The sequence below is a fragment of the Devosia sp. MC532 genome (assembly GCF_016461625.1).
Lineage (GTDB): Bacteria > Pseudomonadota > Alphaproteobacteria > Rhizobiales > Devosiaceae > Devosia.
In genome coordinates, this window is the sequence record NZ_JAEMNZ010000013.1 from 1 (window position 1) to 19,709 (window position 19,709).

The following is a 19,709-nucleotide window of genomic DNA, read 5'->3' on the forward strand; positions in this document are numbered from 1 at the left end:
ACCCCGATCCCTGACCAGCCTGACAGCCTCGAGCTTGAACTCCCGGCTGAACTTGCGTCTCTCCATAAAAACTCTCCAGTTCCAAAAACACCTTAACTCGGTGTCCTCAAAACCGGCAGCAGCTCAAAAGTAGGCGCTGGCAGCTCCAGCATCTCACCATCGTAGAACCCACCATCGCGCCGCTGGTCATCCTCTTCCAGCAGATACGCGTAGTAGGCTTGCTCGACAGCCGTCAGCTCCGCATCGGTCAGCTCTTCGCGGATGGAGACCACAGCATTTTGTCGACGACGATGTTCATCGAACCGCGCATCCACCTCCGCAGCGGCCTTACGAACAAGCTTGACGGCTTCTCTGGAATCTTTGGTCCTGAGAGAAAAAACCTCTTCGGTCTTCGGATACGTGTCTCGGATGTCCAACGGCACGGAAGCACGATGGTAGTAAACGCCTTTACGGCACACCAAGCGGGGATGTTTTGGCACGTCAGTCATGCCCTTCGCTGTAGCAGTTCAATGGAACAGCAGGAAGGTCAAGGCACTGGATATGCTGGGAATTCAGGAACTCTGGGCTTCCAGAGTGAAGTGGCGGAGAGGGGGGGATTCGAACCCCCGATAGAGTTGCCCCTATGCCGCATTTCGAGTGCGGTGCATTCAACCGCTCTGCCACCTCTCCGCGAGGTCTTCAGCGATCTTTTCCAAGACCGCCGTGGTTGATGGGCGGCTTATGACATAGGCTTTTTACCCTTGCAACTCCCCCGCCCCAAGATTTCCTCGCTGATATTGCGACATGTTTTCCGCCTCACCCTGCAGACCGAGGCCAAACACAAGGGGAAGTCCCGCAATCCCACGCCTTCAGCAGGGCTAAAAGCGGTCGCTATGCAATTTTGCTGGACGGAGAGGCGATTGTGGAAAACACCATGATCACAGTTCAGCAGAACCGACGAGCAAAGCCCGGTTTTTCAGGGGCTTTGCCTTGACTCTGGCGCCATTTCCCTCGATAAGCCGAGCAACTTGCGCGCTGGTGTCTAACCAGAGCGTTTGTTTCGTTTGAAAACGCTGTTCGAGGCTACGGGTCAAACTCGATTTGACCAATCGCGAAGACCGCTGATCCCAAAAGGGTTTGCGGCGCCGTAGAGCGCGACAACAAGGGACCGATTGAAACCCAATCGGACTATATATGACTTTTGCCGTTATCAAGACGGGCGGTAAGCAGTACAAGGTTGCTGCTAACGACGTCATCAAGATCGAAAAGCTGGACGCAGCTCCAGGCGACATCGTCACCTTCGACGAAGTCCTCATGGTTGGCGACACCGTCGGCGCTCCGCTGGTGGAAGGCGCTCTGGTCGCTGCTGAATTGGTTGAAACCAAGAAGCAGAAGACCGTCATCATCTTCAAGAAGCGTCGTCGCCACAATTCGCGTCGTCGTAACGGTCACCGCCAGCAGCTCACCACTGTTCGCATCACCGAAATCCTGACCGGCGGCGCAAAGCCGACCATTCAGGCTGCTGCTAAGGCTGAAGCCCCAGCTGCTGTTGCTGATGAAGCTGCAGCACCAAAGGCTGCTAAGAAGCCAGCTGCTAAGAAGGTTGCTGCAACCGACGACGCTGCTGCTGAAAAGCCAGCAAAGAAGGCCGCTGCCAAGAAGGCAGCTCCTAAGGCCGATCAGGAATAAGGAGCCCTAGAGATGGCACATAAAAAAGCAGGCGGTTCATCCCGCAACGGTCGTGATACCGCTGGCCGTCGTCTTGGCGTGAAGAAGTTCGGTGGCGAAGCTGTTATCGCTGGCAACATCATCATCCGTCAGCGCGGCACCAAGTGGGCAACCGGCACCGGCGTTGGTCTTGGTAAGGACCACACCATCTACGCACTCGTAGACGGCAACGTTGCGTTCCGCACCCGCGCAAACAACAAAGTACACGTGTCTGTCATCCCGGCAGCAGCAGCCGAATAATCCGGCAAGCTGACAATCTTGCCGGTGACCCTAGGTCCCCCGGCAAGTTTGGTGACACACCGAAAATGAAGGGGGACCGGGAAACCGGTTCCCCTTCTTTCCTTTCGGAGTGAATGCTATGACCAGCTTTAAAGACCTGCTGCCAACCACGACCACCACTGCGCGCCTGGTTCTGGCCACTCCGACCCTCAATGACGTCCAAGCCATCGCGCGCGCGTGCAATAATCGAAATCTGCATCGATTCATGTCGCGATTGCCCTTCCCATACGGCGAAGACGACGCCCGCTTCTTTATCGAAAACATTGTTCCCAGTGATGGCGAGCACGTGCTCGGCATTTATCTCGAGGGAGCGTTAATCGGTATCGTTGGTTTTCGTCTTGAAGGCGGACAGGAGCCAGAACTGGGCTACTGGCTGGCGGAAGAGCATTGGGGGAACGGTTATATGAGCGAAGCCGCCGAAGCCTTGGTGGCTGCGGCGCGCAAAACAGGCATCGCATCGCTTAGGTCGCGCGCCTTGGCCGAGAACACCGCCTCGCGCGGGGTTTTGCGTAAAATTGGCTTTATCGAAGTGGGGGAAGGCCCTGACCTCGAAGGCAATCTGATCGGACAGCCCGTCGTTTATATGAGATTGGAACTCATAAGATGACCACGCTCAGAACAGAACGCCTGACCCTCAGGCAGCCAAGCCTTGATGATGCACCAGCCTTTGTTTTGACCATGGGCTCTTATGATGTTGCGCGCTGGATGACGCCTCTGCCGTGGCCATTCACCCTGAGCATGGCGCGCGATTGGCTGGCCGATGTGATCGCGCCGAGCTCAGTGCGCACCATGTTTGTCGTTGAACAGAACGGCATCATGGTGGGTGGAGTGACCATCACCCCTGAGCTGGGGTTTGGCATAACCCGCAGCCATTGGGGACGCGGCCTCGGCACCGAGGCGGTGCGCGCCGTGCTCGATTGGTATTTTGCCTCATCCGAACGGGACGCCATCACCACGGCGGTGCAGATCAACAATTTGGCGTCGCTCCGCTTGCAGGAGAAACTGGGTTTTTTGCCCATTGATCGCGACCGACGCTTCTCTCATGCGTTGCAGCACAATGTGGAGCATGTGATCTCCCAACTGACGCGCGGTGCTTGGGTGGGACGAGAGATGCTCGCCGAACCGCAAGCGCGAGAGGATAACAGACGCGTGCTGGAATGCTGAGCCCGATGATCAAAACCGCGCGCCTAACGCTGCGTCAGCCAATATTGGCCGACGCCGAGCTGATTACCCGCTATCTCAATAATTTTGAGGTATCGGGCAATCTGGCGCGCGTTCCCTACCCTTATGAGCGCAGCTATGCCGATACTTGGCTGCGGTCTTTGCGCCCACCCAGTGTCGCAGACGAGGTCAATTTCTCAATTGATCTCGACGGACGGGGATATGTGGGCCATATCGGCTATCAATCTGGTCCATCCGGTCCTGTTTTGGGATATTGGTTGGGTCAACCCTATTGGAACCAAGGGATCATGAGTGAAGCCGCGACGGCAGCTGTCGCGTGGTTTTTTGCGCAAACCCAGGCTCCAGCCCTTTACTCGGGCGTCTACCATTTCAACCATGCCTCGCTGGCCGTGCAAAAACGGCTCGGGTTTACCGAGATGGAACGTTCCACTTTGCACTGCCTTGCACGAGACGCTGAGGTAGAGCATATCGATACCATATTGACGCACAGCGTCTGGAAGGCACGACAGGCATGAAATTTCTCGACCAGGCCAAGGTCTACATCAAATCAGGTGCTGGTGGCGCTGGCGCTGTCAGCTTCCTGCGCGAAAAATTTGTTGAGTTCGGCGGCCCCGATGGCGGCAATGGCGGACGCGGCGGCAATATTATTGCGGAATGCTGCGAAGGGCTGAACACGCTCATCGACTTCCGCTATCAGCAGCACTTCCGCGCTGACACCGGCGTACACGGCATGGGCAAGAACCGCACCGGTGCCGACGGCGAAGACATTGTGCTGCGCGTGCCCAAGGGCACCCAGATCTTTGAAGAAGATCAGGAAACGCTGATCGCCGACTTCACTGAAATCGGCCAGCGCGTTGTTCTGCTGCAGGGCGGCAATGGCGGCTTCGGCAATGCCTATTTCAAGACCTCGTCCAACCAGGCGCCGCGCCGCGCGAACCCTGGCCAGGAAGGCATTGAAAAGGGCATTTGGTTGCGCCTGAAACTGATCGCGGACGCGGGTCTCGTCGGCCAGCCAAACGCAGGCAAGTCGACCTTCCTCGCCGCTGTTTCGGCGGCAAAGCCAAAGATCGCCGACTATCCCTTCACCACGCTGCACCCCAACCTCGGTGTTGTGCGCATTGGCGAGCGTGAATTCGTTCTGGCCGATATTCCGGGCCTCATCGAAGGCGCGAGTGAAGGCATTGGGATCGGTGACCGTTTCCTCGGCCACATTGAACGCTGTAAGGTTCTGATCCACCTCATCGATGGCACCAATGAAGACGTGGCACACGTCTATGAAGCGGTGCGCTATGAGTTGGGCGCCTATGCGGACGTTTTGGCAGAGAAGGAAGAGATTGTTGTTCTCAACAAGATCGACGCTCTGACCGAAGAAGAGATCGCCGAAAAGGTCGCCGCCATTCAGGAAGTGACCGACGCTGAAATCCGCCTCGTTTCCGGCGCGACCGGTAAGGGTGTCGATCAGGTTCTTTACGACGTGCTGAACCTGCTTGATGCAGAAAAGGCCGCAGAGGACGCTGGCAAGACTGCCCACGTTCCGTGGACACCATAATCTAGCCCAATCTGGGGGTTCTCGCTGTGTTGAGAACCCCTTTTTTCCGACGACCCACGCGCCTCTTGAGAACCAGGCTCTGGCGCACCAAAGACCCACAATCGGATCTAAACAGATGACCGCCCTCGCCTCCTACCGCCGCATCACCATCAAGATCGGCTCGGCCCTTTTGGTGGACAAAGCTGGCAAATTGCGCGCCGAATGGCTGGCGCAGCTGGCTCAAGACGTGGCGAGCTTGAAAGGCGAAGGCAAGGAGATCGTTATCGTCTCCTCAGGCGCGATTGCGCTCGGTCGTGGGCTGCTGGGACTATCGGCGCTGTCGCTGACGCTCGAACAATCGCAAGCGGCCGCCAGTGCCGGGCAAATTGCGCTGTCGCAGGCTTGGGCAGAGGCATTGGGCAAGCATGGTATTGTGACCGGGCAAATCCTGATCACGCCCAATATCACCGAAGAGCGCCGCTACTTCCTCAATGCGCGCACAACCATCCGCACGCTGCTCGGCTTGGGCGCAATTCCAATCATTAATGAGAATGACTCGGTGGCTACGGCTGAAATTCGCTATGGCGACAATGATCGCCTGTCGGCGCGCGTCGCCACGATGATCGAAGCGGATTTGCTTGTTCTGCTCTCCGATATTGATGGACTCTACACCGCGCCTCCCGCCAAAGACCCCAACGCGACCCATATTCCGGTCGTGGACCGCATCACGGCTGAAATCGAATCCATGGCAGGTGGCGCTGCGAGCCACCTCTCGCGTGGCGGCATGACCACCAAGGTCGAGGCAGGCAAGATCGCAACGCTTGCGGGGACCGCGATGATCATCGCCAAGGGCACCGAAGCGCACCCGCTGGCCCGCCTCAACATGGGCGGCCTACACACCCTATTCAAAGCGGCCACCAGCCGCGCCCAATCGCGCAAACGCTGGATTATGGGCACGCTTTCGGTAGCAGGCACGCTGCAGCTCGACGCCGGTGCCGTACGTGCGCTGCGGCAGGGCAAATCGCTGCTGCCCGTTGGCGTGACCAAGATCACTGGTGATTTTGAGCGCAGCGACACGATTGCTATTCTCGATGACTCCGGGCGCGAAATTGCGCGTGGGCTGTCGAGCTTTGACAGTGCAGACGCCCGTCTCGTGATGGGCAAAAATTCTGATCGCATGGGCGAACTTCTGGGCGTTGGCAACCGCTCGGAAATGGTTCATCGCGACAATCTGGTTATGATCGGTATCGACGAGGAGGCTTTGGTATGAGCGCAGCAGAAATGACCGCGGACGCCTCCCTGCCTCAGATCATGGCCGAGCTGGGCCGCAACGCGCGCAAGGGCGCGAGTGCCCTAAAGATCGCGACGGCCGAGCAGAAGCGCACGGCCCTGCTCACCGCCGCTGGCGCGATCAACGCGCATCGGAAAGCCATTTTGAAGGCCAATGCGCTCGATATGGCAGCCGCAACGGAAAAGGGCATATCCGGCGCTTTCCTCGATCGACTTTTGCTCAATGATGCGCGGATCGACGGCATTATTGCAGCGGTCAAAACCATTGCTGAGCTGCCTGATCCCGTTGGCACCGTCATTTCCGAATGGGATCGTCCCAACGGGCTTCATATCGAGCGCGTGCGCACCCCGCTCGGCGTGATCGGCGTGATTTTTGAATCGCGCCCGAATGTGACCGCTGACGCGGGCGCGCTCTGCATCAAGGCCGGCAACGCCGTTATTCTGCGCGGCGGCTCGGATAGTTTCCACTCGTCGCGCGCCCTGGTTGATTGCCTGCTCGATGGGTTGCATTTGGCCGGCCTGCCGGTTGAATGCGTGCAGCTAGTACCGACAACGGATCGTGCAGCCGTGGGCGAAATGCTCAAGGGTCTCGACGGCAATATTGACGTGATCGTGCCACGAGGCGGCAAATCGCTAGTGGCACGCGTACAGGCCGAAGCGCGGGTGCCGGTGTTTTCCCATCTTGAGGGACTGGTGCACGTCTACGTCGATAAAAGCGCTGACCTCGACAAGGCTGTGGCGATTACCGCCAACGCCAAAATGCGCCGCACGGGCATTTGCGGCGCGGCTGAAACCCTGCTGGTTCACAAGGACGTAGTGGACACCCATCTCAAGCCGATTATCGCAGCGTTGATCGAAAAAGGCTGCGAAATCCGTGGCGATGCGCAGGTTATGAGCTTGATCCCCGACGCCATCGCGGCGACGGAGCAGGACTGGAAGACCGAATATGAAGACGCCATCATCTCGGTGAAAATCGTCGATAGTGTTGAGGCCGCCATCGCCCATATCGAGCATTATTCGAGCCATCACACCGAGGCGATTATCGCTGAGGATGGTGAGGCGGTTGAAAAATTCTTCAACGAGATCGACAGCGCCGTGATCATGCACAATGCCTCAACCCAATTCTCCGACGGTGGTGAATTTGGCTTCGGCGGCGAGATCGGTATTGCGACGGGCAAGATGCATGCTCGTGGGCCGGTGGGCGTAGAGCAGCTGACGAGCTTTAAATATCGCGTGCGCGGCAACGGGCAATTGCGGCCTTGATGCTGAAGCCCCCCTCACCCGCCGCTTCGCGTCGACCTCTCCCCCTAGGGGCGAGGTAAGAAAGTGCTCCGGCCAAAACTCAAGATTGCGGGTATCACGGAAATCCCACCTTCGGGATCGGGGATGCGCATTGGGCTTTTTGGCGGGAGTTTTAATCCCCTGCATGATGGGCACCTCCTCGTGATGGAGGAAAGCCTAAGACGTTTGCAGCTTGATGCGCTCTGGGTTTTGGTGACGCCGGGCAATCCGCTCAAGAACAACGCGGGCCTACCGAGCTTAAAAGAGCGGGTGTTGGCGGCGCGGGCGCGCATCGGCGATCCGCGCATCAAAGTCACCGGGTTCGAGGCGGCGCTCGGGATAAAATACACTTGGCAGACGCTGAACCATCTTGTCACAGCCCTGCCCGACCGACGCTTTGTTTGGATCATGGGCGCGGACAGCCTCGCTGACATGCACAAGTGGGAGCGCTGGCGGCAAATTTTTGCGACCACGCCGATTGCCGTCTATGCGCGTCCCGGCGCGGCGCGAAAAGCCTTGGTCAGCCGAGCCTCTGCCACATTTGACTACGCAAAACGTGATGAAGACGCTCCAGCCCTGATTGTCGGGGCGCAGACGCCAGCCTGGGTTTATCTCCAAGGCAGGCAATCAAATCTGTCGTCTAGCGCCATTCGAGCGGGTCAAAATCCTGCTGTTTCTTGATTTTCAGCCTGACCTTGCGAAATCCTCGGTAAACGCGTATTTTTAGGGCCAATGGTGAATTCACCGGAACAGGAAATGACGGCTTGCCGTATTCACGTCGCCGCGACATTCCGAGCAACAATTTTAGGATCGATATCCCTCGCATGACCCATGCACGCGCATGGGCGGAAGGCCTTTGCTAATGGCCACGCCCGAAAACACCGCCCCTGCTTCCCGAGACGACGTAGTGGCACAGAAGAAAACTCTCATTGAGGTTATCCTCAACACGATCGATGACGCCAAGGCCGAAGACACTGTGTCTGTCGACCTCGAAGGCAAGTCCTCGATTGCTGATTACATGGTGGTGACCTCTGGTCGCTCGAACCGTCACGTCGCCGCTGTTGCTGACCAGCTGGTCATCGCCCTGCGCGACGCCGGTTTCGGTAAGCCACGCGTTGAAGGCCTGCAGCAGGCCGACTGGGTACTGATCGATGCGGACGACGTTATCGTTCACATCTTCCGCCCAGAAGTGCGCGAGTTCTACAGCATCGAAAAGATGTGGCAGGCCGATTTCTCGGCGGATCAGCACTAAGATCTCATGCGCATCGCAATCGCGGCCGTTGGCCGGATGAAGAACGGGCCAGAGCGCGAGCTTGTGGCCCGTTATCGTGAGCGCGCTCAGGGCAGCGGCAAACCATTGGCTCTGACCGGCTTTGACGTATCAGAACTCAATGAAAGCCGGGCCGGGTCAGCGCCTGCGCGCAAGAGCGAGGAAGCCAAAGGCCTCCGCGCCGCTCTGCCCGAGGGCGGGGTTCTGGTGGCGCTCGATGAGCGCGGCAAAGCCATCACCTCGGAAAGTTTTGCCAAGCAAATCGGTCGTTGGCGCGACGATGGCCGCTCGTCAGTGAGCTTTATGATCGGCGGCGCTGACGGACTTGATCCAGAACTGGTGAAACAATGCGATTTAGTGGTGAGCTTTTCACCCATGGTCTGGCCACATCAGCTGGTTAGGATCATGCTGGCTGAACAACTTTATCGCACAACCACAATCCTTTCGGGCCATCCCTATCATCGCGGCGACTAGGCTTTCGCCATAGTCTCGCCGCTGTGATGGTTAAGCAGAGTTAACGGGCGATTGTCCGAAGGCTTGCTAAATTGCCGCTGAATTGATTCGGGATCGTTTATCCCTTGAGGAGACGCCATGCCTCTGCGGCCGGCCCGCACCGTTAAGACCCTGCTTGCCGGCACCGTTCTGGCAGGCCTTGGCGTATTCCCTATTCTCTCACAAGACGCTGAACCTATTTCCAATCCGGCAGCGGAACTCCGCCCGGCGCTCGACGTCGCCCAACCTGCTGGTGAGGTAGGTCTCGACTTAACAACTGAACAGCCTGTGGCCCCCGCGGTCGAGGTCCTGCCACCCGAAGAGCCGCAGCTCGATGTCGGCAATCTGGAAGAAGTTGAAGCCTCGCTGACCATCTCGCGGGAGCGCATCGATGCGCTTAAAGCCGAGATTGAAGCGATGGAAGGCGATCGCACCCAGCAGAACGCGGCGCTCATTGGCGCGGCGCAGCGGGTCAAACTGGCGGAAATCGAAATCGCCGATGTGGAAGAGCGCCTCTCCGAGCTGATCGTTAAAGAAATGGACGTCCGCGGTCGTCTTGATGGCGCTGACGCTGAGGTCGCCAATGTGCTGGCAGCGCTTCAACGCATATCGCTCAATCCGCCTCCGGCACTCATCGTCGATCCGAGCGATGCTTTGGGTTCGGCGCGCGGGGCTATGCTGATCTCAGCGATCGTGCCGCAATTGCGCGCCAAGGCGGATTCTGTGTCGGCAGACCTTAAAGAGCTGACCGATATTAAGATCGCGGCCATGGCCGAAGAGGAAACTCTGCGCGCCAATCAGGATGTTCTCGAAGAAGAACAATTGCGCATTGCGACCCTGATTACGGCACGCAAGACCGGTATCAACCAACGCACCACCCAATTGCAGGCGGAAGAGGAAGCGGCTGTTGCCCTGGCGGAAAAGGCCGCGACGCTGCGCGAACTGATCAGCGCGCTCTCTGACCGCGCCAACGCCTCAACGCGTCCCGCCTCGCCTGACGAGGACCTGCCGCGCCTCTCGCCAGAGGCTGTGCAATTGGCTTTTGCCAACACCAGCCGGACGCAACCTGCAGTGCCCTTCCCACTGGCACGCGGGTATTTGACCCAACCAGCCAATGGCACGCTGGCGCTCGATTGGGGCGCCAATGACGGCAAAGGTGGGGTCTCTCAAGGCCAGTATCTGATCACCCGTCCGACGGCACAGGTTCTCGCTCCATCAGATGGTTGGGTACTTTATAAGGGCCCTTACCTCAATTACGGCGAAATCATCATTCTCAATACCGGGGATGGCTACACCACGCTCCTCGCCGGTTTGGAATCCATTACGACTGAGATTGGCCAATTTGTTCAAATGGGCGAACCCCTCGGGACGATGGGATCGCGCACCATGGGACGAACAGTCACCACAGGTGCTGGTAACAACGAACCAACGCTTTATATTGAGCTGAGAAGAGACAACGAGCCTTTCGACCCGAACGGTTGGTGGGCCACTATCGAACAGACTGGATAAACACATTTATGCATCCTCCTAAGCACCGTGTCGCCGCAGTCTGTGCGGCCCTGCTCCTGTCCTCCACCAGCCTGGTTCTGGCGCAAGACGCAGCTCCAACCGATCCTGCACCCACTGAGCAACCCGCTGAGGAGGCACCAAACCCGAGCGGGGAAGAGCCAGAGCCCAGCAAGCAGGACAAGGCTGAGCCGCGGAGCGATGATGAGATCTATAGCGATCTCAATCTGTTCGGCGAAATCTTCGACCGCATTCGCGCTGAATATGTTGATCCGCCGGATGAGCAGGAGCTGATCCGCGCCGCCATTCAGGGCATGCTGACATCGCTTGATCCGCATTCGGGCTATCTGCCGCCTGCCGATTACGACGATGTGCGCGAAGACACCTCGGGCCAGTTCGGTGGTCTGGGCGTCGAGATCCAGATGGAAGACGGCTATATTAAAGTGGTCTCGCCCATCGACGACACCCCGGCTGCCAAGGCTGGCATTCTGTCGAATGACCTTATCATCGAGATCGACGGCGACGACGTTCAGGGCATGACCCAGGACGAAGCCGTTGGCAAAATGCGCGGCCCCGTCGGTACCAAGGTAAAAATCACCATCGCCCGCGAAGGCGTGAACGAGCCTCTCGAGTTCGAACTGACCCGCGGCACCATTTCGATGCGCGCTGTGCGCTGGAGCATGGAAGGGGATGACGAAGTCGCGGTTCTGCGCCTGTCGCGCTTCTCCGAACAAGCTTTCGTCGGCATCGAAAAGGCCGTGGACGATATCTGGAAAGAACGTGACGGCAAGGCGCCCAAAGGCATCATCCTTGACCTGCGCAACAATCCAGGCGGACTGGTCGATCAGTCGGTCTATGTCGCGGACGCCTTCCTTGAGCGCGGCGCTGTTGTGCTGACCCGTGGCCGCACCGAACGCGAAAGCGCTCGCTATGACGCAGCGCCCGATCCGCTGGATCGTCGCCTCAAAGACATTCCGATGATTGTTCTGGTCAATGGTGGCTCGGCTTCTGCTTCGGAAATCGTCGCCGGTGCTCTGCAAGACCACAAGCGCGCAACCGTTGTTGGCACGCGCTCATTCGGCAAGGGTTCGGTGCAGTCGATCATCGGACTTGGTCCTGATGGCGCAATGCGGATCACAACCGCGCGCTATTACACGCCATCAAACCGGTCCATTCAGGCGCTCGGCATCACGCCCGACATTGAAGTGCTGCAGAAGGTTCCTGACGAGATCAAGGGTCGTGACGAGATCATCGGCGAAGCTGCACTCGAAGGCCATATCGAGATCGAAGGCCAAGAAGAAGCGACAGTCGGCTCTTCGGTTTACGTGCCGCAAGATGCAGCCGAGGACGTACAGCTCCAGTATGCGGTGAAGCTGATTACCGGTGAAGAAACCCACGAAGCCTTCCCGCCAAAGGCGGAATAAAGGTTTTCGCACTAAACTTGTGATGCGGCGTGATTCGCGCCGCATCCTAGGCAACAAAATACCCCGAGTGGGCACGAGCGGAACGATATGGCTAATGACCTTTCGACGCCTTTGAGAGGGCGCAAACATCGGGTCGACGCCGGCCGGCAGCATTTTCCGCTGGCGCGCACGCTGTTTATGGTCAGCCTTATCATTGTGCTCGGCGCACTGGGACGCATCGCTTTGGTAGACGACCCGCTCGGTGGTCGTCCCGTGGCTGAAGTGGCCATCACGTCGACACGTGACGCCAATGCGGTCGCAAATGCTGTCGCCGTGCCGAACGCATCGGCTGGCGCGACCTCACCCGTCACAATCACTGCAGACGAGCAGCAATTTCCTGCAGGGCAAGTCCCCCTCGTTCCTTATGAGCCTGCCGAAACCACACCACGACCATCGCTGGAAGTGAGTTTGATCGGCACAGGCGTTCTGCCTGAATTGGCGGAAGAAACCGTCAATGGCATCATCCCGCGCATGTCGCCCACGGGCCTTGGCCCATTCGACGCCTACCGGCGTCCGCTCGATGAAATTGCGCCAAATCTGGCCAAAATCGCCATTGTCGTGACGGGTCTCGGCATTAACGAGCAGGGCTCGATGAACGCCATTGATCAGCTCCCGGCTGACATCACTCTCGCTTTTGCGCCCTATGGCCGCTCGCTGGTGGGCACCGTCAATACCGCAAGGGCATCCGGCCATGAGGTGATGCTGGAAATCCCGCTTGAACCTTTTGACTATCCGCAGAACGATCCCGGCCCGCACACTATGCTAACCGGCGAAACACCACGCGCAAATCTCGACAAGCTGTTTTGGCTGATGTCGCGCTTCGGTGGCTATTTCAGCGTGATGAACAATATGGGCGCGCGGTTTACCGCTTCGGCCGGAGACATGAGCCCGGTCATGGAAGAGCTGGGCCTGCGCGGCTTGGGCTATCTCGATGACGGCTCCTCGAACCGCTCGGTGGCTGGGCAGCTGGCAGAGGCCAATAATGTGCCTTTTACCCGCGCCACGACAATGCTCGACGCCAACCCATCTCGTCATGCTATTCTCTCAGCGATTGCCAGCCTTGAAGCTCAGGCCATGGAAACTGGCTCGGCGATTGGTATTATTAGTGCGCTGCCCATCTCGGTGCAGACCGTGTCTGAATGGGCACAGGAGCTTGACGCCAAAGGGATCGTTCTGGTCCCCGCCAGCGCGCTGATGAAATAGGCCTTATCAATGTTCGATCGTCCAGATCGTGAGAGCCTGCCCTATCGTGATTGCGTTGGGGTGGCTCTGTTTAATGCCCAAGGCAAGGTTTTTCTCGGCCATCGAGTCTCGGAAGGCGACCCAGATAAATCCAGTTCTTCGGGCTTTGCCTGGCAGATGCCCCAAGGCGGCATCGACAAGGGCGAAGACAGTCTCAAGGCTGCTCTGCGCGAGCTGTATGAAGAGACAAATGTCACCTCAGTGAGCCTACTCGCTGAGGCACCTGAGTGGATCTATTACGATTTTCCGCCCGAGATCATGGGCGTCGGCTTTAAGGGCAAATATCGCGGGCAGCGCCAGCGTTGGTACGCCTTCGCCTTCACAGGCGATGAGAGCGAAATCAATGTTATGGCCCCTGCCAAAGGCAAGCATAAGCCCGAGTTCAACGGCTGGCGTTGGGAGGAGCTAAGCCAGGCTCCCGAATTGATCATCCCGTTCAAACGCGATGCCTACGACAAAGTCGTCGACGCATTTGCTGACATTCCTCGGCGGTATTTTTCGTGAAAACAATTGGTCTGATTGGCGGCATGAGCTGGGAATCGACCGCTCACTACTACCGCATTCTCAACACCGAAACGGCGCGCCGTCGCGGAGGCCTCCATTCAGCGCCCGTGATCATTCACTCCGTCGATTTCGCGCCAATCGCAGCTATGCAAGCCGAAGGTCGTTGGCATGACGCCGGCGTCGTGCTCAATGGCGCCGCCAAGGCCCTTGCGGCGGCTGGAGCGCAAGTTCTAGGCTTGGCCACCAATACGATGCATCTTGTCGCTGAAGAGGTCACAGAGGGCGTTTCAGCGCACTTTATCCATATCGCCGACCCAACCGCTGATGCCCTGCTGGCTGATGGCTATAATACGGTTGGGCTTTTGGGCACGCGGTTCACCATGGAGATGGGATTCTATAAGGATCGCCTCTCGGCTCGCGGACTAACGCCCCTTACCCCAGACGTCGACCACACCAATCTTAATGGCATTATCTACGACGAGCTCTGCAAAGGCATCGTTCGCGAAGAGTCTCGAAAAATCTATCTCAACGCTATTGAGCGGTTAGCGCATCGCGGCGCGCAGGCGGTCATTTTGGGATGCACGGAGATCGGCATGCTGGTGGATGACAGTGTGAGCGCTTTGCCCTGCTATGACACCACGGAGCTGCATGCACGGGCGCTTGTCGACGCGGCCCTAGCGTAGCCCAAAACCATTCCGGCTCAAATGCAAGAAGGCCGCCTCAGTGAGGCGGCCTTCTTTTATAGCAGTACTAATCGCAGGGATTAGTGGATGTGCGTGCCGTTCAATTGAGCAGCTTCCGCAGCCAGGTTCACGAGACCTGTGACGATTTCCTGCGCGAAGGTCATTTCTTCGACCTTGGCGTTCTTCAGGGTTTCCTGTGCAGCAGCGATCTGGGTCTTGAGACCTTCATGATCGAATTCGCTGAAAGGAACCGATTCTTCGGCGAGAATGGTCAAACCACTCGGCGAAACGTCAGCAAAGCCGCCGCGCACGAAATAGATCGATGCCTTGCCGGTGACAGGAGTCACGGTGATGAAACCGGAACGGAGGGTGGTCATGAACGGCGCATGGTCGGGCATGACGGTAAAGTAGCCTTCGGTGCCCGGAGCAGTGACAGACACTGCGGTCTCGGACAGCACAAGCCGCTCTGGCGACACGATCTCGATCTTGAGGCCTTCAGCCATTCTCTTGGTCCTTTGGCAATGAAGCCCGAAATGGATCCGGGCCCCTTGACGAAAAGGGTGGGCCGCCGGGGCGGCCCACACCGATTTTTAGCTTAGGCTGCCTGAGCGGCCAGCTTCTGTGCCTTGGCAACAGCGTCTTCGATGGTGCCAACCATGTAGAAGGCTGGTTCTGGAAGGTGATCGTAATCCCCGTTCACGAGACCCTTGAAGCCCTTGATGGTGTCTTCGAGCTTTACGAACACGCCTGGCGAACCGGTGAACACTTCTGCCACGTCGAACGGCTGGGACATGAAGCGTTCGATCTTACGAGCGCGCGCCACGGTCAGCTTGTCTTCTTCCGACAATTCGTCCATCCCGAGGATGGCAATGATGTCCTGGAGAGCCTTGTACTTCTGCAGGATCGACTGAACCTGACGAGCGGTATCGTAGTGCTCCTGGCCAACAACGTTCGCGTCAAGGATACGCGAGTTCGAAGCCAGTGGATCCACTGCAGGGTAGATACCCTTTTCGGAGATCGCACGGTTCAGAACGGTCGTCGCGTCCAAGTGAGCGAAGGTGGTTGCTGGTGCCGGATCGGTCAAATCGTCCGCTGGAACGTACACGGCCTGCACCGAGGTAATCGAACCCTTGGTGGTGGTGGTAATGCGTTCCTGCATCGCGCCCATGTCGGTCGACAGGGTTGGCTGATAGCCCACTGCCGAAGGAATACGGCCGAGCAGAGCCGACATTTCAGCGCCTGCCTGAGTGAAGCGGAAGATGTTGTCGACGAAGAACAGAACGTCCTGGCCCTTGTCACGGAAGTTTTCCGCGATGGTGAGACCCGTCAGAGCAACGCGAGCACGCGCGCCTGGTGGTTCGTTCATCTGGCCGAACACGAGAGCGCACTTGGAACCAGCGGCAGAGCCGTTGTTCTCATGTGGGTCCTTGTTCACGCCCGATTCGATCATTTCGTAGTACAGGTCGTTGCCTTCGCGGGTACGTTCACCCACGCCAGCGAACACCGAGTAACCACCGTGTGCCTTAGCAACGTTGTTGATCAGTTCCTGGATCAGAACGGTCTTGCCCACGCCGGCGCCACCGAACAGACCGATCTTACCACCGCGAGCGTATGGAGCGATCAGGTCAACAACCTTGATCCCGGTGACGAGCACTTCGGAAGCAGGGTTCTGTTCAGCAAATGCTGGAGCGTCCTGGTGAATTTCACGCAGGCCTTCTGATTCGATCGCACCAGCTTCGTCGATCGGCTCGCCGATAACGTTCATGATGCGGCCGAGAGTGCCTTCACCAACTGGAACGCGGATCGCGGTGCCCAGATCGGTTACTTCGGTGCCACGGACGAGACCTTCGGTCGTGTCCATAGCAATGGTGCGTACTGCGTTTTCGCCCAAGTGCTGAGCTACTTCGAGTACCAGACGCTGACCATTGTTAGTGGTTTCAAGCGCGTTCAGGATTGCGGGCAGGTGATCGTCGAACACCACGTCAACGACGGCGCCAATGACCTGCGATACGCGACCGGCCTTTTTATCTGCCATTTGTTCGTCCTCGCTGAGGGGTTAGAGCGCTTCCGCGCCGGAAATGATTTCGATAAGTTCTTTGGTGATCTGAGCCTGACGCTGGCGGTTATAGCTCAGCTGCAGCTTGCCGATCATGTCGCCCGCATTACGGGTAGCATTGTCCATTGCGGACATCTGCGCACCGTAGAACGAAGCACTGTTTTCGAGGAACGCGCGAAGGATCTGCACGCTGATATTGCGTGGCAGAAGGTCTTCGACGATCGCTTCTTCGCTGGGCTCATATTCGTAAAGTACGGTCGAGTTATCGACCTTACCCGCACCCTCAACAGCTTCGATCTTGGCCGGGATGAGCTGGACTGCCTGTGGCACCTGGCTGATCACGGAGTTGAACTTAGCAAAGAACAGGGTGGCGATATCGAATTCACCAGCTGCGAACATGGTCTGCAGACGCTGAGAAATCTCAGACGCCTGAGCAAAACCAACGGTCTTCACTTCGCGATAGCTGACCGTATCAACGATCAGATCGGCGAACTGACGACGCAGAATGTCGTGGCCCTTGCGACCGACGGTAAGAATTTTGACGGTCTTACCTTCAGCCTGAAGCTTCAAGACGTGATCGCGCGCAAGACGTGCGATCGACGAGTTGAAAGCACCAGCCAAGCCGCGCTCACCAGTGGCAACCACCAGCAGATGAACCTGGTCGCGGCCGTTACCAGCGAGCAACACCGGAGCATCTGCCTGGCCGTCATAAACGGCGGCCAGGGAGGAGAGCACCGCGCCCATACGCTCAGCGTATGGACGGGCAGCGACAGCCGCTTCTTGTGCGCGGCGCAATTTTGCGGCCGCGACCATCTGCATGGCTTTGGTGATCTTCTGGGTCGATTTGACCGAGTCGATCCGGTTTTTTAGGTCCTTTAGCGACGGCATAGCCTGTCGTCTCCTTCGGGCTTAGGCCGCGTAGGTCTTCTTGATATCATCAAGAGCCGACTTGAGCTTTGCACGGGTGTCGTCGCTCAGAGCCTTGTCCTTCGCGATGGTGGCGAGAATGTCAGCATACTTGCCGCGCAGAGCGGACAGGGTGTGCTGTTCAAAATCCATCACCTGCGAAACTGGGATCGAGTCGAGGTAGCCGTTCGCACCAGCGAAGATCACCGCAACCTGCTCTTCAGTCTTGAGCGGGCTGAACTGTGGCTGCTTGAGCAGCTCAGTCAGACGCGCACCACGGTTCAGAAGGCGCTGGGTTGCAGCGTCAAGGTCGGAACCGAACTGAGCAAATGCAGCCATTTCGCGGTACTGGGAGAGTTCACCCTTAAGCGAACCAGCAACCTGCTTCATCGCCTTGATCTGAGCCGAACCACCAACGCGGGAAACCGACAGACCGACGTTAACGGCTGGGCGGATACCCTGGAAGAAGAGGTTGGTTTCGAGGAAGATCTGGCCGTCGGTGATCGAGATCACGTTGGTCGGGATGTAAGCCGAAACGTCGTTTGCCTGGGTTTCGATAACTGGCAGAGCAGTCAGCGAGCCAAGACCATTGGCTTCGTTCATCTTCGCAGCGCGTTCGAGAAGACGGCTGTGGAGGTAGAAAACGTCGCCTGGGTAAGCTTCACGGCCTGGTGGACGACGCAGAAGAAGCGACATCTGGCGGTAAGCAACAGCCTGCTTGGTCAAATCGTCATACGCGATAACGGCATGCTTGCCATTGTCACGGAACCATTCGCCAATCGCGCAACCGGTGAACGGTGCGATGTACTGGAGCGGTGCTGGGTCCGAAGCGGTAGCAGCGATAACGATCGAGTACGGCAGGGCGCCGGATTCTTCGAGCTGACGCACGAACTGAGCAACGGTCGAACGCTTCTGGCCGATTGCAACGTAGATGCAATAGAGCTTGTCAGTGTCCGAAGCGCCTGCGTCGTGAGCTGGCTTCTGGTTGAGGAAGGTGTCGAGAATGATCGCGGACTTACCGGTCTGACGGTCGCCAATGATCAATTCACGCTGGCCACGGCCGATTGGGATCAGCGCGTCGATAGCCTTGAGGCCGGTCGACATTGGTTCGTGAACCGACTTACGTGGCAGAATGCCAGGAGCCTTAACGTCAACGCGACGACGTTCGGTGTGGTCGATTGGACCCTTGCCGTCGATCGGGTTACCCAGACCGTCGACAACGCGACCCAAGAGGCCTGGACCAACTGGGGTGTCCACGATGGCGCCGGTACGCTTAACGACGTCGCCTTCCTTGATCTGACGGTCGGAACCGAAGATCACGACACCGACGTTGTCGGTTTCGAGGTTAAGAGCCATGCCCTTAACGCCACCTGGGAATTCAACGAGCTCACCAGCCTGAACGTTGTCGAGGCCGTATACGCGGGCAATACCGTCACCGACGGAGAGCACCTGACCAACTTCGGAAACCTGGGCTTCCTGGCCGAAATTCTTGATCTGGTCCTTGAGGATCGCAGAAATTTCCGCGGCTTTGATGTCCATTTATCCGACCTCTTTCATGGCGACTTTCATCGCGGCGAGTTTTGTCTTGAGCGAAGAGTCGATCATCTGGCTACCGACTTTGACCTGAAGGCCACCGATGAGCGAGGGATCGACGAATTGATTGAGCATGACTGTCTTGCCAAGCTTGGCTTTGAGCGTTTCCGCCAAAGCTGCTGCTTGTTCCGCGGTCAGCGGAGCGGCAGAGGTCACGTCTGCCGTGGTCTCGCCACGTGCTTCTGCGGCCAGTTCACGGAAAGCCGTGATGATCTGATCGAGAGCAAAGAGGCGACCATTCTGGGCCACCACGCGAAGGAAGTTAGCAACGGTCTGATTGACCTTCGCGCGCTCAAGAATAGCGTTGAGCGCGGATGCTTTCACATCGCTGGAGAGAACTGGAGAACGGAGATAGCGAGAAAAATCTTCGCTTTCACCGATAAGCCGGGAGACGTCAGACAGGCCAGTTTCAACCTGAGCCATCTGGTTCTCGCTCCGGGCGAGGTCAAAAAGCGCCGACGCATATGGCCGCGCGATCTGGGTAAGCACTGAGTTCTGCGCTGCCAATGCTGCTTCACCCTCTAATTGGCCGTCTCCGGATGGGTACCCGGGGCGGAATATGAACGCTTGGACGTGCTCGGAAACGGGCCACGAGCCGGACCCCTAAATTCGCGCCCGCTCTAACACAGGAAAAGCAGGCACTGCAAGGCTTGCGCATGGGATTCAGTCATTGCGAAAGTGTCGCAGGCCCGATTGCGCTTTTTATTGGGATAAATTTCCAAGCACG

Annotated in this window: 22 protein-coding genes and 1 tRNA gene; 16 read left to right on the plus strand and 7 right to left on the minus strand. The window is 57.9% G+C overall.

Features of this window, described 5'->3' with window-relative positions:
* Positions 1-92 precede the first annotated feature (92 nt).
* Both JHC09_RS14745 and JHC09_RS14750 read right to left on the minus strand, forming a co-directional pair.
* On the minus strand, positions 93-488 hold the full coding sequence (locus JHC09_RS14745) for a DUF6538 domain-containing protein (RefSeq protein ID WP_199532594.1): 396 nt from the start codon (positions 486-488) through the stop codon (positions 93-95).
* 91 nt (positions 489-579) lie between these two features.
* Positions 580-669: transfer RNA gene (locus tag JHC09_RS14750), tRNA-Ser, on the minus strand.
* A 504-nt stretch (positions 670-1,173) separates the two neighbouring features.
* Between JHC09_RS14750 and rplU the strand changes: the two genes are divergently transcribed.
* The 16 genes from rplU to JHC09_RS14830 all read left to right on the plus strand — a co-directional run bounded on the left by rplU (position 1,174) and on the right by JHC09_RS14830 (position 14,427).
* Positions 1,174-1,668, plus strand: a complete 495-nt coding sequence (rplU, locus tag JHC09_RS14755) for a 50S ribosomal protein L21 (protein ID WP_169196507.1) — start codon at positions 1,174-1,176, stop codon at positions 1,666-1,668.
* Between the two features lie 12 nt (positions 1,669-1,680).
* Positions 1,681-1,947: a 50S ribosomal protein L27 gene (gene rpmA, locus JHC09_RS14760; protein WP_169196508.1), complete on the plus strand. Its 267-nt coding sequence runs from the start codon at positions 1,681-1,683 to the stop codon at positions 1,945-1,947.
* A 118-nt stretch (positions 1,948-2,065) separates the two neighbouring features.
* The gene (locus JHC09_RS14765) at positions 2,066-2,593 is read left to right on the plus strand and encodes a GNAT family N-acetyltransferase (protein WP_199532595.1); all 528 of its coding nucleotides are present in this window, start codon (positions 2,066-2,068) and stop codon (positions 2,591-2,593) included.
* Positions 2,590-3,150, plus strand: a complete 561-nt coding sequence (locus JHC09_RS14770; RefSeq protein ID WP_199532596.1) for a GNAT family N-acetyltransferase — start codon at positions 2,590-2,592, stop codon at positions 3,148-3,150. The genes JHC09_RS14765 and JHC09_RS14770 overlap by 4 nt, the downstream gene beginning before the upstream one ends.
* Before the next feature lie 5 nt (positions 3,151-3,155).
* Positions 3,156-3,683 carry a GNAT family N-acetyltransferase gene (locus JHC09_RS14775; protein ID WP_199532597.1) on the plus strand — a complete coding sequence of 176 codons (528 nt, stop codon included), beginning with the start codon at positions 3,156-3,158 and terminating at the stop codon, positions 3,681-3,683.
* A complete protein-coding gene (obgE, locus tag JHC09_RS14780) occupies positions 3,680-4,717 on the plus strand; it encodes a GTPase ObgE (protein WP_169196512.1) in 1,038 nt (345 codons plus the stop codon). Before JHC09_RS14775 ends, obgE begins: the two co-directional genes overlap by 4 nt.
* Before the next feature lie 115 nt (positions 4,718-4,832).
* Entirely contained in the window at positions 4,833-5,966 is a 1,134-nt protein-coding gene (gene proB, locus JHC09_RS14785) for a glutamate 5-kinase (RefSeq protein ID WP_199532598.1), read from the plus strand.
* The gene (locus tag JHC09_RS14790; protein WP_199532599.1) at positions 5,963-7,249 is read left to right on the plus strand and encodes a glutamate-5-semialdehyde dehydrogenase; all 1,287 of its coding nucleotides are present in this window, start codon (positions 5,963-5,965) and stop codon (positions 7,247-7,249) included. The genes proB and JHC09_RS14790 overlap by 4 nt, the downstream gene beginning before the upstream one ends.
* A gap of 63 nt (positions 7,250-7,312) precedes the next feature.
* Positions 7,313-7,948, plus strand: coding sequence for a nicotinate-nucleotide adenylyltransferase (locus JHC09_RS14795; protein ID WP_349236559.1), 636 nt, complete (start codon positions 7,313-7,315; stop codon positions 7,946-7,948).
* Between the two features lie 181 nt (positions 7,949-8,129).
* Positions 8,130-8,519, plus strand: a complete 390-nt coding sequence (gene rsfS / locus JHC09_RS14800; RefSeq protein ID WP_248306085.1) for a ribosome silencing factor — start codon at positions 8,130-8,132, stop codon at positions 8,517-8,519.
* Positions 8,520-8,525: 6 nt separating this feature from the next.
* On the plus strand, positions 8,526-9,011 hold the full coding sequence (gene rlmH / locus JHC09_RS14805) for a 23S rRNA (pseudouridine(1915)-N(3))-methyltransferase RlmH (RefSeq protein WP_199532600.1): 486 nt from the start codon (positions 8,526-8,528) through the stop codon (positions 9,009-9,011).
* A gap of 117 nt (positions 9,012-9,128) precedes the next feature.
* On the plus strand, positions 9,129-10,538 hold the full coding sequence (locus JHC09_RS14810) for a peptidoglycan DD-metalloendopeptidase family protein (protein WP_199532601.1): 1,410 nt from the start codon (positions 9,129-9,131) through the stop codon (positions 10,536-10,538).
* An 8-nt stretch (positions 10,539-10,546) separates the two neighbouring features.
* Complete coding sequence (locus JHC09_RS14815) at positions 10,547-11,959, plus strand: S41 family peptidase (RefSeq protein ID WP_199532602.1); 1,413 nt, start codon at positions 10,547-10,549, stop codon at positions 11,957-11,959.
* 87 nt (positions 11,960-12,046) lie between these two features.
* Positions 12,047-13,201, plus strand: a complete 1,155-nt coding sequence (locus tag JHC09_RS14820) for a divergent polysaccharide deacetylase family protein (protein WP_199532603.1) — start codon at positions 12,047-12,049, stop codon at positions 13,199-13,201.
* A gap of 9 nt (positions 13,202-13,210) precedes the next feature.
* Positions 13,211-13,744 (plus strand): RNA pyrophosphohydrolase, encoded by a 534-nt coding sequence (locus tag JHC09_RS14825; RefSeq protein ID WP_199532604.1) that lies wholly within the window; start codon positions 13,211-13,213, stop codon positions 13,742-13,744.
* Positions 13,741-14,427: an aspartate/glutamate racemase family protein gene (locus JHC09_RS14830; RefSeq protein WP_199532605.1), complete on the plus strand. Its 687-nt coding sequence runs from the start codon at positions 13,741-13,743 to the stop codon at positions 14,425-14,427. Before JHC09_RS14825 ends, JHC09_RS14830 begins: the two co-directional genes overlap by 4 nt.
* Before the next feature lie 80 nt (positions 14,428-14,507).
* Here the strand turns inward: JHC09_RS14830 and JHC09_RS14835 are convergent, their stop codons facing one another.
* The 5 genes from JHC09_RS14835 to JHC09_RS14855 all read right to left on the minus strand — a co-directional run bounded on the left by JHC09_RS14835 (position 14,508) and on the right by JHC09_RS14855 (position 19,489).
* Positions 14,508-14,930 carry a F0F1 ATP synthase subunit epsilon gene (locus JHC09_RS14835; RefSeq protein ID WP_199532606.1) on the minus strand — a complete coding sequence of 141 codons (423 nt, stop codon included), beginning with the start codon at positions 14,928-14,930 and terminating at the stop codon, positions 14,508-14,510.
* Between the two features lie 92 nt (positions 14,931-15,022).
* Complete coding sequence (gene atpD, locus JHC09_RS14840) at positions 15,023-16,462, minus strand: F0F1 ATP synthase subunit beta (protein ID WP_169196523.1); 1,440 nt, start codon at positions 16,460-16,462, stop codon at positions 15,023-15,025.
* 21 nt (positions 16,463-16,483) lie between these two features.
* Positions 16,484-17,371 carry a F0F1 ATP synthase subunit gamma gene (locus JHC09_RS14845; protein WP_169196524.1) on the minus strand — a complete coding sequence of 296 codons (888 nt, stop codon included), beginning with the start codon at positions 17,369-17,371 and terminating at the stop codon, positions 16,484-16,486.
* A 21-nt stretch (positions 17,372-17,392) separates the two neighbouring features.
* Positions 17,393-18,928, minus strand: coding sequence for a F0F1 ATP synthase subunit alpha (gene atpA, locus JHC09_RS14850; RefSeq protein ID WP_169196525.1), 1,536 nt, complete (start codon positions 18,926-18,928; stop codon positions 17,393-17,395).
* Positions 18,929-19,489, minus strand: coding sequence for a F0F1 ATP synthase subunit delta (locus tag JHC09_RS14855; protein ID WP_199532607.1), 561 nt, complete (start codon positions 19,487-19,489; stop codon positions 18,929-18,931). It abuts the gene before it with no gap.
* Between the last annotated feature and the right edge of the window lie 220 nt (positions 19,490-19,709).